This is a genomic window from Psychromonas ingrahamii 37 (assembly GCF_000015285.1).
Classification (GTDB): Bacteria; Pseudomonadota; Gammaproteobacteria; order Enterobacterales; family Psychromonadaceae; genus Psychromonas; species Psychromonas ingrahamii.
In genome coordinates this window covers 696,183-711,627 of record NC_008709.1, presented here as the reverse complement: position 1 = coordinate 711,627, position 15,445 = coordinate 696,183, and the positions used below count along the sequence as shown (strand labels likewise).

The following is a 15,445-nucleotide window of genomic DNA, read 5'->3' as shown; positions in this document are numbered from 1 at the left end:
GCTTACAATTAATTTCACACAAACAAGGGAAGAATAAATAATGAAGACAATACTGCACTTAGCCGCCAAAATGACCGCCATCGCATTAGCCGTTTCACTCGCCGGTTGCAGCTCAACAGCAAAAGAGGCTAATGGCGATACCACTCTGGTACAAACCAAAAAACCAGTTGTTTTGACAGATGCGCCTATTACACCAAGTGAAAAATGGAAATTGGTCTGGAGTGATGAATTCGATGGTGACAGCATTGACAAGAGAAAATGGGATTTTGAAGAAAACTGTTGGGGTGGCGGTAATAATGAGCAGCAATGTTATACCAAGCGGGAAAGTAATTCCTTTGTAGAAGATGGAAAACTTAACATTGTTGCCAAAAAAGGCAGTTTTACTGGCCCGGACAATCCAGATGGCCGTACTGAGACGACCAAAACCTTACCCTATACTTCGGCTCGATTACGTACCTTAAACAAAAAAGACTGGAAATACGGTCGTTTTGAAGTCCGGGCGAAACTGCCTCAAGGTCAAGGAACCTGGCCCGCAATCTGGATGCTACCAACGGATTTTGTATATAGCGGCTGGGCAGCTTCAGGTGAAATAGACATTATGGAAGCGGTAAATTTGAAAGTCCAATCTGATGCGCCGAATGCCGCTGCAGGTGAAGAAGAATCACGTGTTTATGGCAGTCTGCACTATGGGAAAGAATGGCCGGATAATGCCTACACAGGTCAAGGCGCAGCATTACCAAAGGGCATCAATCCCGCCGATGATTTTCATACCTATGCTATTGAGTGGGAAGAAGGTGAAATTCGCTGGTATGTCGATAATATTCACTTTGCCACGCAAAGACAAGACGGTTGGTACAGTCAGTATGAAAAAGATGGCACGCTGATCAATGCCGAAGAAAGTGCCCCTTTCAATCAAAAATTTCATCTGCTGCTAAATCTTGCGGTAGGAGGTTCATGGGCCGCAAATGCCAATAATAAGGGGATTGATGAATCAGTCTTCCCGCAGACATTAGCGGTTGATTATGTGCGTGTTTATCGCTGTAGCGTGGATCGCTGGAAGGGTAAAGGTTGCGCCAGTACTTCAGAAACGGACAAACTGGTTAAAGGTCATGCAGTGCCCGCCATTCTTGCAGCCGATGACAGTTATGCAGAAGGTCCTCTGTTAGATATTTATACAGATGCATTGAATACAAGCTTAGCGTTTGACAGTTACAACCCTGTTGATGTGGTCAGTTATCAAGAAATTGAAGAAGCCGGTCGAGGTAAAGTCCTGCAAGTCACTAAGAAAAACGGTGCGGGGAACATTTATATCCGAGCGCCAAAAACAGATTTGACCCACTGGCTTGATGGCGGACAGTTAGTGTTTGACATCAATGTTGAAAGCCAGGAAGAAGGTGCAGAACTTTTAGTTAAACTTGATAGTGGCTGGCCTGCAAGCAGTGATTACACGGTGACAACACCTCCAGTGGGTACGTGGGGAGAAGTTAAAATTGATATCGCCGACATCCTAGCTGGCGGTAACCGCTTCGAAAATGGTAAAGCCAACATAGCTGCGATTACAAATTTATTGGTTTTTGAACCCTTGGCATCAATGACCTTTAAACTGGATAACATTCGTTTTGAATATGCACCAAAATAACGGCTCCATCTGCTCTAATAACAGCTGATATCAGTCGGTAATATTACTCTCTGTTGTTATCCTGACCGAGGTCAGACAGCCTTTAAATAAGGCTATCTGACCTTTTTCCATTATTATTTTAATCCTTCTTTAAGCCACGGCAATAAATCCATAACAATGCCCACCCCAGCGCCACCCCTGTTGCGCTCCAACTACTCATTTTGTCCACAATTATTGTCTTAGAACAATTTGCATCCGTAAATCACCTGAAGTTACCCAAAAAAAAAGAATGATAGCAAAGCGTTTATTTTAACCTATAAGATGGATTCGATATTTATGCGGATTGTTATTCTATCGGGCACTTAATACCAAAAGCATTACGTTTATGATCACGGGCTTCAAAGGTTAAATCTACGCTCACAAAGCCGTGAGGATCAATTTTAAGAGTAAATCTGTTCACTTGATTAATACATTTGCTATAAATACGCTGTTCAAGAGATTGAATCGACATGACAAATTAATTAATGGAATTGGTCTATCTTATCGGCAGGGTGCGCTACGCGGATTGCAAGCGGTGGAAATCGGTGCGCAGAGCGCACCCTACAAACTATAATATGGATTCGATATTTACCCGGATTACTATTCTATCGGACACTTAAAACGGAAAGAGCAACAGAATCCAGACATTCCCAGCTGCAAAATGCCGCTATATTATTGGCATAACAAGGTCAAAAATCCTGCGCGGTTTACCGGTAAACAGCCCGTTTAAGCATAAAATAAGCGTTAGCCCTTTCAGGCAGATTTAGGTGAACACAGGATTCATGATCTGCGACAGCAGAACAGAGTAATCGGATAAAGATAAAGAGGAGACTTTTATTCGATAGTAAACCCTTTAAAGGGTAGCTGAAAGTGACAGTGTAACGGAAGAAGACTGCATTATTTTAATTTTAAGCAAGTTGCTTCGATGGTTGGGTTTAATACAGATAAAAAAAACACTTCAGGCACGTCTTTTTTGCAGAATGAGAAGATAAAAAACCGTCATTATCACACCTGACGGTTTCTGCTCGCTCAGCATTAGCCATTAACAGATAATGGCTAATGGCTAATTACCACCACATATCAGCCTGCAGACCAACAATAATGTCACTTTTACTATCGACATCATCTACATTCCACGCATTATTGACATAACTCGCTAATAGACGAATTTCCGGTGCAGGTCCAGCACCGGTGCCAATAATCCACGTTGGTGCAATGGTTGCTTTAGCTTGATTCCCTGAGGCACCATTCCAGTTGGTATACATCGCTCCAAATTCAGTTGCCACAAAGAAGTTATTTGATACAGGGAAGATAGGACGAACCATTGCCGAGAGCCAGTACTCTGTGAAACCTGGATTACCAACCCATTGTTCGTGATCATTCCATTGTCCCTGAATTGAAGGGAATAGCTTAATACCGTTGTCAAAGAAATAACCACCCCAGAGTAATACACGCGCTGATACATCATCTTTACCAACGTAGGTTAAAAGACGTGTCGCTTCGCCGCCACTTGGATGCCAAGCAGCATAGTCATCGTGCTGTCCCTGGGTCAGTGAACCGGGGCGAAAAGCATTATACTCGGTGATTGTGCCACCCAGTAAATTTCCTGAACCCAGACCTACACCACCCTGGGCAATAATTTTAGAGAAACCATTACCGGGCATAAAAAAGAAGCTATCAAGGTTGTAGATAGCGGTTAAGTCAAAACCGGTTTCCGCATATTCGGTACCATCTTCATCCCAGTTATCGGGCATAGCCTTTAACAAAGCAGAAAGTTCAAATGCACCAAATGTTGCTGAAAGATGAAAAGCGTGCATCAAATTATTTAAATTTGCAAGGTTACCACTGTCATCGGTTGCCCAACGATCAATCACATCATCATTTCGATCACTGGCTATATAAGCAAAGTCCAATGAAGTATCACCTAGTTGATAATCCATCACGCCAATACCTGTACCCGACATATCAGTGTAAAAGAAATCGGTCATAAAAATATAATTAGCTTTACCATAATCTCTTGTACCGCCCCAGAAAGTACCGCTTGGAGAAACACCTTCAAATTCAACATAGGTTTGACCAATACCCATATGGGTAGCATCCGCGCTAGTGCCTAATGAATTTTCGCTATCTGTCCCCGAAGCACTCACTACAATTTTTATTTTTTTATCGTCATCGAATGCCCAAGTCTTCGCCAATGTAACTGACACATCATTATCAGCTTCAATGCCTAATCGACCCAAGGTTTCTTTTTGACCCGAAAAATTTGACTGTTTAAAATCATGCTCAGCACTGGTTAATACCCCTGCACGAAAATAGCCATGGAACTCAAACCCTTCAGTTTCGCCAGCATTAGCTGCACCCGAGACAGATAAACCAGAGGTCGCCAGCAGGCATGCAAGGGTAATTTTTGATAGTTTCATTACAACTCCATATATATAATTAGTGATTCTTATTTTAAATCAAGGACTACAAGTAAGCGCTTTCTTTGCTACCTTAAAAAAAACCTGAACCGTTAGGCAGGCATTTGCAGCTGCAACTGGCATGATTCTGAGGTGTTTTTGACAGAAAAATCCGTTAAGCTATTAAAGGGAAATTATAACGATCTAAAGCATAAATAACGTGACTCAGCTCTCTAAGTAAGCGCTTTATTTAGATATGTGTCACATTTTTATCTACAGGCTTATTTAGTGAGCTCTTTTTTGGAATTTTTTTCTGATGGTGCAGGCCTCATGTTAGTATGATATTGAAACTCAGCTACAGTAATATTTTTTGGGGAAACTAAGGGTTAATACCGCTCTGAGAATAAAAAGAAATATATCATTCACACGCGATATAAAACGGCATAATAAGACAGCTCCTTATTGGAATAAATAATTATGCTTCAATTAATAGATAGATATTTTTGGTAAGGTAATGACGTTGATCACGATTAAAGAGGTATCCGATCTTGCGCAGGTCTCTCAGGCAACAGTATCAAGAGCCATCAATGGGCACCCAACTGTTAAAGAGAGCAATAAGCTCAAGGTGTTTGAAGCAATCAAAAAACTTGGTTATAAACCTAACTCTTTCGCACAGGCACTGGCGTCCAACCGTTCAAATAGCATCGGTATGCTGGTTGGTACACTCGATGGCCCCTTCTTTGGTCCTTTAATGCATAATGCAGAAAATATTATTCGTCAGAAAAATATGCATTTAATTGTCACCAGCGGCCAGGAGTCGAGAACCAAGGAAGTCGATTCTATTGCATTTCTCCAGTCTAAACAGGTTGATGGTATGATTATCCATTCAGATAAATTAACCGATCAAGAATTAATAACCATCGCGCAAAAAAATCCTGCAATGGTTATTTTAAACCGCTATATTCCGGAATTAGATAAACAGTGTATCTGCATAGATAATGAACTGGGCGGATACCTGGCAACAAAATATTTACTTGAAAATGGACATACAAAAGTAGGCTGTATTACAGGTCAAATGAGTAAAATTGACAGCCGTGATCGCTTTCAGGGATACAGAAATGCGCTGGCGGAGTTTTCTATCCCCTACGATACTAATCTGGTTATTGAAGGGCGTTTTGATCATCAGGGCAATCACGAGGTGGTCAGAAGATTGCTCAGCCGTGATAATGGAATAACCGCTATTTTCTGTGAGAACGATAATATCGCCCTGGCAGCTTATGATATCTGCAACGAAAAAAACTTGTCCGTAGGTGATGATATTTCCATTGTTGGTTTTGATAACGATACCTACAGCCAGCATATCCGTCCCAGACTGTCGACGGTCAACTTCCCCGTTGTTGACATGGGTCTGGAAGCGGCACACGCGGTGCTCGCGATGATCGATAAAAAAAGCTATCCATTCAAAAAAAGATTGGTGCCTGAATTAGTCATCAGAGATTCGGTAAAAAAAATAAAATAAAGATAGCAGTACGATAACGGAGTATTAACGACGTGAATACTCCGTTTCGCCCTGCATTCTAGAAACAGTTAACTATCATTTGGACAATAACAGTGTAGATATGATTTTTAGCGCTTAGGATCTGTTGACCTTGCCCGGTGAATTTTTTAAGATATAAAAATCCACCTTCAAAATGCACATAAGCAGCCTATGATGATGGCCATAATTGTGAGGTTATTTTCTTTAACTTATAACCAACAGTATCGTCAATCATTATTTTCGGTGAGTTGTGATCACCCGTATCACTATTCTCCACAATCAAAACCTTCGCATCTTTACTCAGCGTATGAGTATGATAAACCCCACGCTTAATATTATAGGTTTTGTGTATTTTCATATCCCAGCTGATGATGTCAATAATATTATTTTTATCATCCACTTCAGCGCAAAATAAAATACACTTTCCTGATAACAATACAAAGACCTCATCGGTTTCGTTATGGCACTGAAAGTTATCGATTTGATCGGGCTCCAGTTCATCAATATAATTAAGTATTGCGACTCGCCATGCCTGAAAATCAACGACGGGCGCATAGCCCGCCGTATTGTATTCAGACACCTCTAACAGGTGACTATTCACTCTCACTCCTAATATGTTTTCAATAACATAGTTTCCGGAATAGAAACCTTGACCTGTTCAATCTCAGCGCAACGGGAAAATATTTGAGAACTGATCAAGTTGCTCAGTGCTAATGTATTAAACTGCAGCGTTGAACCATTTTCATGTTCAACCGTCACGCCTGCCTCTTCAGCTCCTACAACCTCATACACGAAAGGAACTTGGCAGTAAGTAAATGCCAACATACGTGGTGCTAACGAGATTTTTTTATATTCACTGTTAATATCAATAAACTCAAATTCGTCGTCCACAGACAAAAACTCCGTTTCTTTAAGCAGCGTTGGCTGGAAATAAATTTGACCATTTTTAACCAGCAGCCCCAATTCACCAAAACGAGTCAGGATCTCTTCTTTTACCTGCCCGGTCATACCAGGCTGTTGAGCACCGGCTTGTTTGGGTGTATGAGAATACGGGTCGGTCGGGAACGCACCATAAACATCAGGGGTTTTATTAAAACCTATCCCGGCGCGTACTTTATAATAATACTCCGCAAGCTTACCAGTCGCTTCAGAATCCGCATTGTTGTTCCACGCTGTAAAATAGTTTTCCTGAACAGCAAGCAATAACTTAGAGACCATATGCCAGTAGATACTGCCCAAACCTTCATAGCCGAACATCGTCCCTGAGCGCCCTGTAAATGCCTGGTGATTAAAAACCTCTTCATAGCAGATTAGAACGTCCGCGAAGGTGGCACTCTCAATACTCAAGTAATCAGCTTTAACTTCCTGAAGCGCATTTTTTAGGAAAGTCGCATTTTCAAAGTTGGCATTAAAATGATAAACACCTTCAGCATCGACTTCAATTAAACGGCGATCCCCTTTTTCAGCCATTAATTTAAGCAGCCGGTTGTCATTGACACGCGTACCATCAATACAGTTTTTAGCGGCAAAGCACGATAAATCACGATCTGGATAGAGCATAAAAGTTTGCTGATCCGCGCGGAACATATCACTCGCATACAAATTATCTATTAAAGTAACAGCTTGTTCCGGTGTTAATACCCCCGAGGATAAAACTGCTACCTGACCTTCAAGCATCGGATAGAGCACGTCAACATTAATATTATCAGGCGTACAATTAATAATGTTATAGGCATTATACAAGCCATCCTGACGCAGATTAGTCTGAATGCTTTGATCAATCACCTGCAGGCTGGCGTTTAACATTCCGTTGATAACCGAGCAGTCAAACGCAATTTTACCCGAGAAACCATTTTTATAAACAACAGCGCGGTAGTCACCCGCAGCACCGGCAAGTTTTCTGAGCAGATCGTTACGTGCTTCACTGTTAATTTTATTATCATCAATCAGAACAGCGGCTTGCTGCAGAATTTCGCCTGTACTGCTAACCCATTTTGCAAGCTCGGCAGAAAGCGCAACTGTACCGCTATGATCAATAAGTAACGCTTGTAAAAAGGCAATATAACGACGCATGTAGTACAAAGTCACCATCGATAGACCCGTGCCTACAATGGCGTTATTGGCATCATTCCATTCAGGGCGCTGTGTATTTAACCAGATCCCACCGTCCACCACCAGGTTGCCCAGTTTCGCCAGCAAAGGTATTAATAGTTTCTCCGTTAAATTAACCAGATAGACACTGTCATCAGCCTTCAATAACAAGCGTCCATCACTGCCCAATTGTGCTACTTTCGCTTCGATAACAGCTTGTTTTTCATTATTGAAGATAACGGTATTTTTAGGATCGGCAAATAATTGATCAACGTCTTTAATTTCATAGGGAACATTGGCATAGCTGAAAATATCAGCATTCAATAGCGCTTTAAGCTCTTGCGGTTGGAATTTCTTTGATAATTCCAAAAACTTAAGCAGATAAATAATCTGGTGATCACCCCAGTAACCTATATTACCCCAGAGATCATCTTCTTCCAGCTGTTCCCAATCAACCCCTGCTTTGGTAATACGGTAAGGATTATAGCCATCAATGGTTGATGCGTTAACAAATTTTGAGATAAACGACTTAATAAAGTGAGGATAACTCAGGCCCAATGCTTCCCAGTTTTGGAAAATATCACGCCAGTTACCCTGATAAGATAATAATCGGTCACCATTCGTATCTTTTAACTTAATTTCAAAATGGTTCCATGGACGGCTGGGATCACCATGACGACGTCCAAAAGTTAACGGCAGGTATTCATGGCAAAGACGTAAAAGCTGAGGGTCGTTCTGCTCTGCAGCCGATGCAAGCAAGGCTTGATAAGCGATACGTTCAGGAAGCGTTGCAAAAAAGTCGCGATTATTCGCTGCAACAACCTTGTTGGCACTGGTCAGCGTTTTAACAAAATCAGGCTTTTCTACCCAGTATTGATCGACAACAACACCGCCACGCATATTATTAAATAACACATTGGCATAGTGGTGGACAGTCGTCTCCTCTTCTGCCGTTTTCTGATAGGCATCGCTGCCCGCCATCAACATAATAAGATCCTGATGGTTAGCTTCAACTGACCCTATTACCGCGGTTTTAATAAGATCATCAGCCTGAATATGTTGTTTTAGCGCAGCAATATCAGCATGAGATTGATCGATATTAGCCACAATCTGCCAGCTATCTTGTTGACCGGCACTGAGTTGACATTTTTTATGAATAAAATATGCCCCTCTCAGGCCACGGCACAATTCCTCATTATTAATTTGTTGGCCGCGACGGAAAGCGCCTAACTGCCGACTTGACAATAAAACCGACTGACAATTATCAATAATACTAAATACTGATGTGGCAAGCAGTGACTCAGCAGGCTCCGCTCGATCACTTAATTTTGCATACAAACTATAAGTGGCGAGTGTGGATTCAGGCAGTAATTCATTCCACTTATAAGCATCAATTAATGCACTGCTGGTTTGCATAAGGGAAAGCGGCGCGTTAGGGGGTAAAATATTTTGAATGCCATCAAGCAGTTCAAATACGACGGCTTTCTGATCATTATTTGTTACCGTTGAGCTTCTAACAAAACCAAACTGGTCACTGGTCGCCCATTGATATTTAAAGGTCAGCCCCAAATCAAGGTTTATCTCTTCAAAAATAATCTTGTCACCAGCAATGTTTTTATAAAGATTACGCTGTACCTCATAAAGGCTATTGTGCTGCAGATTAAAGGGCTCCCATGTTCTGCAACCGTTTTTAGTCTGCACTTTAACAATGGTTTTACTGCCGGTGTTTTCGGCACTCTCGTGGATATAATCTACGGATTTATAGGGGAATAAAGCATTTTCTGGGCGTATTCTACCAGCAGATAAACAGCCCGTAGATGAAATAAACAACCAGTGATCACTGGCTGATACAACACTGATAAAAAAGGGCGCCATCTGATCCACATTTTTTATTTGATAGTATTTATCGCCATCAATGGCAATAAACTTCCCTGAAACACTATTTGATAAATTTTCCATCTGATCTACTTTTTTGGATTGATAAGATTTATCGCCCTCTGGCGAAAGAAATTGTTCTGGTACCTTATCTACTAAAGTACTTATATTTTTCACAGTCATAGAGTAAACCTTAAGTAAGCGCTTTCTTTATCTGACACTATGCTGACACTTAAATTTAAGTTTCAGCATAGTCTTAGATATTAAAACATCGGATGAAATGATCATCTGCTATTTGCGTGATCGCGGGAAAACTGTCGCTGCATTTATCTAAAACACGCGGACAGCGCATGGCAAATGGACAACCTTTAGAGTCCGGTTTCCATAATGGAATTTCGCCTTTTTTGGCATCTAACTCACGACGACCACTTTTACCCGCTTCGGGAACCGCAGATAGCAGTAATTGTGTGTACGGATGCTGAGGGGTTTGCGTCACGTTATCGCTACTGCCCCACTCCACCATATGACCGACATACATAACCGCTGTTTTTTCTGCAAAATATCTCGCGGTGGCGATATCATGGGTAATGTACATAAATGAGATACCGTGTTTATCTTTAAGATCGCTCATTAAATTTAAAATACCCAAACGTACCGAGACATCCAGCATTGAAATAGGTTCATCAGCTAAAATAACTTCAGGGTCCACTGCTAACGCGCGGGCAATAGCAACACGTTGCCTTTGCCCACCGCTTAACTCATGCGGGTATTTTTCTGCTGTCTCAACCGCAGGTTGTAAACCGACTAATTCAAGAAGCCCATATACCACTTTCTCAAGATTTTCCTTATTTGCCCGCTTATGAATAAGCAGCGGGCGTGCAATATGGTGGAAAATAGAATGCACAGGATTCAGCGATCCAAAAGGGTCCTGGAAAATCATCTGCACCTGGCGCGCATAATCCAGGCTACCATGCTCTTTAACATACTCATCTAGCGGCTGACCTTTGAACATGATCTCGCCTGCTGTCTTATCGTAAATTCGCGATAAAATGCGTGCGCCGGTGCTCTTACCCGATCCTGATTCACCAACAATAGCCAGCGCTTCGCCTTTACATAAATCAAATGAAACTTCATTAACGGCGCGCATCATCTTTTTTTTGCTATTGGATTGACCCGTGGGAAAATCTTTGACCATGTTTTTAACTGAAAGTATTACTTCTGGACTTTTTAAGGTATCCATCATTCATTCCTTATAATTTGTGGCAAGCAGCTTGGTAACCGGCACTTAATTCAATCAACGGAGGTTCATCTGTTTTACAGATATCCATACAGTCAGGGCAACGTGTTTGAAAATTACAGCCGGTTGGTAGGCTTAACAAATTAACCGGATCACCCGGAATCCCGTAAAGGCGTTCTTTCGGTCCGTGAATAGTCGGGAATGAAGAGATAAGGCCTTTTGTATAAGGATGGGACGGGTTATTAAATACGGTTTTAGAATCCCCGAGCTCAATCAGATTGCCGGCATACATCACGCCGATCCGATCCGCGATTTCACCCATTAAACTTAAATCATGGCTGATAAATAAAATTGAAAAACCGAAACGCTCTTTCAGATCATAAAGTTCATTCAAAATTTCGCGTTCCACAACCACATCCAATGCGGTTGTCGGTTCATCCATAATGATAAGTTTAGGTTCAAGTGCCAGAGCAATAGCAATAACCACACGCTGTCTCATGCCTCCACTCAGCTGATGCGGAAAGCTTTTTAGACGATCGCCGTGCATACCGACAATAGAAAGCAGTTCAGCCGCTTTTGCTGTTGCGTCTTTAATGCTAATTTTTTTATGCGCAAGCAGCACATCCGTAAGCTGCTCACCAATAGTAATCACAGGATTTAATGAATTCATCGCACTTTGAAACACAATGGAAACATCATTCCAGCGAAAATCACGTAACTCTTTTGGGGACATTTTGAGTACATCACGTCCCTGATAAAGAATTTCACCATGAGGAATTAACCCCGGCGCTTTATGCAGACGTGTAATGGCAAAGGCCAGCGTGCTTTTACCACAACCGGATTCTCCTGCAATACCGACGGTTTCACCCGGTGCAATACTGAGGCTGACATTATTAACCGCTCTTGCTATGCCGTTTGGAGAAACATAATCAACACACAGATTATTTATTTCTAAAAGTGCTTCTTTCATAGTAGGCCTCGACGCTGATTTGCTTCTTTATTTAATTTTTTCCATAACTTCATATGCGGCCCGGTTTTAAGTTTCGGGTTACTGACTTGATCAATTGACATATTGAGCAGTGCCAATGCCCCCCCAGTTAACGCCAGTGCAGCTGCAGGTACAATCATCTCCCACCATGCGCCGGTATATAAAGAAGAGGATACCTGTGCCCAATAGAGCATTGATCCCCAGCTTACTTCCGTTGCATCACCTAACCCAAGAATACCCAGACCGGCTTCAGCGCCCATCGCATAGATAACAGTGCCCAGAAATCCACCAAATACGATTGAGATTAAATTAGGCAGAATCTCCACTAGAATAATACGAATTTTGGATTCACCCATGACTTCAGCTGAAAGAATAAACTCTTTATTTCGAAGGGCCATCGTCTGTGATCGAATCACCCTTGCTCCCCATGGCCAGGAGGTTAGCCCCAACAGAATGGTAATAACCATTGAGCCGACCTGCCCTAAGAAGGCAGCGAGTACAATCAATAAAGGCAGCTGCGGAAAAACCAGGAAGACGTTAGTAACAAAATTCATCCATTCATCAATTTTTCCTCCTAAATAACCGGATGTAACCCCGACGGCAACGGCGATTGACATGGCAATAAGACCGGCGAAAAATGCAACACTTAAGGTTTTTCTTGCGCCGTAAAGAACCTGACTATAAACATCTCGTCCACTTCGCGTGGTACCCATTATATGTTCAGCATTAGGCGCAACATGGGGCCTGGCAACCCGTTTCTCAGGATTATGCGAGGCAAATAGCGGCGCAAATAAAGCACCAAGTAAAATAACAGTGATTAAAAAGCCTCCAATAATAGCGGGAGGATTACCGTCAAAAAAAGCTTTGGTTTTTTTTATGATAGATTTAAATTTTTTTCTAAACTCACTGGTATGAGCAGCAGAAACAGGCGCATCTGTATTGATTGTCTTGTTGATGTTCATGTTGTAAACCTTAGTTAGAAATCCGAGGGTCAAGCCAGACATAAAGCAGATCGGCTATGAAATTTGCGGTAAGGACGGCAGAGACAAGAATAAGTAAAATGGCCTGAATCAGCGGATAATCCCGTGCAACAATGCCCTTCAGGAGAATATTGCCCAACCCCTGATAGTTAAAGACCACCTCAGTCATAATCGAACCGGCAAAAGAAAAACCAATTGCCATCGCAATCGCCGTCGCAACCGGCAAAATTGCATTTCGACCGGCATAACGATACATCACACGCGGACCACTTAAACCTTTAGCTTCAGCCATGGTGACGTAATCTTCACCCAGTACATTGATCATCGCATTACGCATATTAAATACCCAAGTCGCGATACCGACTAAAATCATTGAGCCCATCGGTAAAATGGCATGCTCGGCAACGCTGCTAATAAATTCCAGCGTAAATGCTTTTTCTATAGAAGGGTCATAGGTATAAGCAAGGGGTAAGAGTTCAAGCTGCAAACCGAAAAAGAAGAATAGTAGTAGCGCGGTTACCACGTATGGAAAGTTACTGACAAAGGCGAGAACGGGCGGCACAATTTGCCCAAACAATCCATCACGATGATATGATGAATATGTTCCGATAGTGACCCCTAGAATTAAAGCAACAATCAATGATCCCAGTGCTAAAAACATTGTCCACGGCAGTGCCATTCCAACAACATCAATAACGTCAATCGGGAACATTAATACCGATGGACCCAGATCCAGAGTAAACACACTTTTAATGTAGGAGATATATTGTTCGAATAATGTTCCGTCCATAAAACCGTACATTGCTCTTACTGCATCCATCTGAGCAGGATCCATTCGACCTTGCGCTGCTGCAAATAAGGCATCAATAGGATCACCTGGCATCATCCTTGGCAGGGCGAAGTTAAAGGAGATCGCTATCAAGAAAGCAGTAAAATAAAAACCAAGTCGACGTAATAAAAAACTCATAATCTTTTCCAACAATTAAAGAGCCACAATGTGGCTCTTTTTATAAACAAAAATTACTTAAGGTGAAGATTATTGATAATTAAGTTACGTTTACCACCGTCATACCAAACAGGCTGAACATATGGATTTTCTTTGCTTGGCCATCCAACAATTTTTGAGCTGTTGTATTGGAACCAGGTAGGGTTTGAAAACAAAGGAATAAAGGCTAAGTTTGCCGCAGAGAATTCCTGCAACTGATTAAGTATTGCCTGCTGCTTTTTAGGATCATTGGTTGAACCAAAGCTATTGATCAGAGTATCAATTTTTGCCGAATGGACACCGTGACCTGCATGCCAGGTTTTACCGATACGTGCAGTATCAAAGTATTCCTGATAAGCCAGAATCGGATTGGTTGCCACTAAAGACCAGTTAATGGCCATTTTGTATTTACCGTCTTTCAGTGATGAGTCATAAACTGCCCAATCGACGGTTTTAACATTCGCTTTAATACCCACTTCTTCGTAGTACTCAGTGACCATCTGGACGACTTGAATCCAATCCGTCCAGCCATTTACCACTTCGATATCAAATTCAATTGGCGTGCCATCCGGCATGTCGCGGAATCCGTCGTCGTTAAGATCGGTGTAACCGGCAGCATCAAGCAACTGCTTTGCTTTTTCAGGATTAAATTCAGTAATGTCTTTGTATTTAGCTGTTACTTCCTTATCAATATAAGAATCGTACAGTTCACCAATACCACCCACATTAAAGTTAGCCGTTGGATAACCATATGCCGCGATATCAACAATTTCGTCACGATCCAGTGCCATTGATAAAGCTTTACGGACGTTCAGATCATCAAAAGGTTTTACTTTGGTGTTGACATAAAGATGGATTGCATCATTAGCCGGGTACCAAAAATGATGATTTTTAGGATTCTCTGCGACAAAGGTATTTTCGACATCGGCAATAAAGTTAGAACCCCAGTCAATCTCACCTTTCATTAAGGCAGGCTGAATTTGTGAGTTATCATTGTAAGAACGGAAAGTAATACAATCCAGATACGGACGGTTTGCAAGGTAATATTCAGGGTTACGGCAAATTTCCATCTGCTGCGCTTTAAGATAGGTAACCTCTGTCATTGGACCGCTGCCAATAGGATCTGGGTTAGTAAAAGTGGTTAAATTTTCTGCTTTACTCCAAACCTGCTCAGGCACGATATGGTATCTTTCCAGATTCCAGATAAAAGTAGAATCAGCTTCATTTAAGGCAAAAACAATGGTTGTTGCATTCGTCGCGGTGACACTGGCCAGGTTACCTGCAGTCCAAATCCCTTTCTGATCAAAGGCCGGTGTATCCTTAGTCATGGTAAAGCTAAAGGCGACATCTGTTGCTGTTAATGCCGAGCCGTCAGACCACTTTAAATTATCACGTAACTTAACTGTGATAGTTTTAAGATCATCGGAATATTCAGCAGATTTTGCTAAACGGTATTCAGTTTTACCAGTCATATTATTAAAAACCAGTAAAGGTTCAAACATCACACCGTGCAATAAGTCTTTGGTTGTATAGGGATTGTAGTTATCAACAAAACCGGTACCAATAATTGGCACAGTCAATGTACCACCCTGTTTAAAATCTTCTGAGGCGACGCTGTTTGAAGATATTAATAAGCCGCATATGATAGAAGCTAAAATCTTTTTGTTATGCATTAAAGAATCCTTAAATTTAGTGA

General features: G+C 41.7%; 10 protein-coding genes. 2 read left to right on the top strand and 8 right to left on the bottom strand.

What is annotated here, in order from left to right:
• Positions 1-40: 40 nt before the first annotated feature.
• Entirely contained in the window at positions 41-1,639 is a 1,599-nt protein-coding gene (locus tag PING_RS02910) for a glycoside hydrolase family 16 protein (protein WP_011768967.1), read from the top strand.
• Between the two features lie 1,085 nt (positions 1,640-2,724).
• Here PING_RS02910 and PING_RS02905 read toward each other — a convergent pair.
• On the bottom strand, positions 2,725-4,077 hold the full coding sequence (locus PING_RS02905; protein WP_011768966.1) for a carbohydrate porin: 1,353 nt from the start codon (positions 4,075-4,077) through the stop codon (positions 2,725-2,727).
• 493 nt (positions 4,078-4,570) lie between these two features.
• Here PING_RS02905 and PING_RS02900 point away from each other — a divergent pair, with 493 nt between their 5' ends.
• Positions 4,571-5,575 carry a LacI family DNA-binding transcriptional regulator gene (locus tag PING_RS02900; protein WP_011768965.1) on the top strand — a complete coding sequence of 335 codons (1,005 nt, stop codon included), beginning with the start codon at positions 4,571-4,573 and terminating at the stop codon, positions 5,573-5,575.
• 187 nt (positions 5,576-5,762) lie between these two features.
• Here the strand turns inward: PING_RS02900 and PING_RS02895 are convergent, their stop codons facing one another.
• From PING_RS02895 to PING_RS02865, 7 genes are all read right to left on the bottom strand, one after another.
• Positions 5,763-6,194, bottom strand: a complete 432-nt coding sequence (locus PING_RS02895) for a hypothetical protein (protein WP_011768964.1) — start codon at positions 6,192-6,194, stop codon at positions 5,763-5,765.
• Between the two features lie 8 nt (positions 6,195-6,202).
• On the bottom strand, positions 6,203-9,742 hold the full coding sequence (locus PING_RS02890; protein ID WP_011768963.1) for a hypothetical protein: 3,540 nt from the start codon (positions 9,740-9,742) through the stop codon (positions 6,203-6,205).
• Positions 9,743-9,815: 73 nt separating this feature from the next.
• Positions 9,816-10,802 (bottom strand): ABC transporter ATP-binding protein, encoded by a 987-nt coding sequence (locus PING_RS02885; protein WP_011768962.1) that lies wholly within the window; start codon positions 10,800-10,802, stop codon positions 9,816-9,818.
• Positions 10,803-10,809: 7 nt separating this feature from the next.
• Positions 10,810-11,766: an ABC transporter ATP-binding protein gene (locus tag PING_RS02880; protein ID WP_011768961.1), complete on the bottom strand. Its 957-nt coding sequence runs from the start codon at positions 11,764-11,766 to the stop codon at positions 10,810-10,812.
• The gene (locus tag PING_RS02875; RefSeq protein ID WP_011768960.1) at positions 11,763-12,746 is read right to left on the bottom strand and encodes an ABC transporter permease; all 984 of its coding nucleotides are present in this window, start codon (positions 12,744-12,746) and stop codon (positions 11,763-11,765) included. The genes PING_RS02880 and PING_RS02875 overlap by 4 nt, the downstream gene beginning before the upstream one ends.
• 10 nt (positions 12,747-12,756) lie before the next feature.
• Entirely contained in the window at positions 12,757-13,731 is a 975-nt protein-coding gene (locus PING_RS02870) for an ABC transporter permease (protein ID WP_011768959.1), read from the bottom strand.
• A gap of 53 nt (positions 13,732-13,784) precedes the next feature.
• Complete coding sequence (locus PING_RS02865) at positions 13,785-15,422, bottom strand: ABC transporter substrate-binding protein (protein ID WP_011768958.1); 1,638 nt, start codon at positions 15,420-15,422, stop codon at positions 13,785-13,787.
• Between the last annotated feature and the right edge of the window lie 23 nt (positions 15,423-15,445).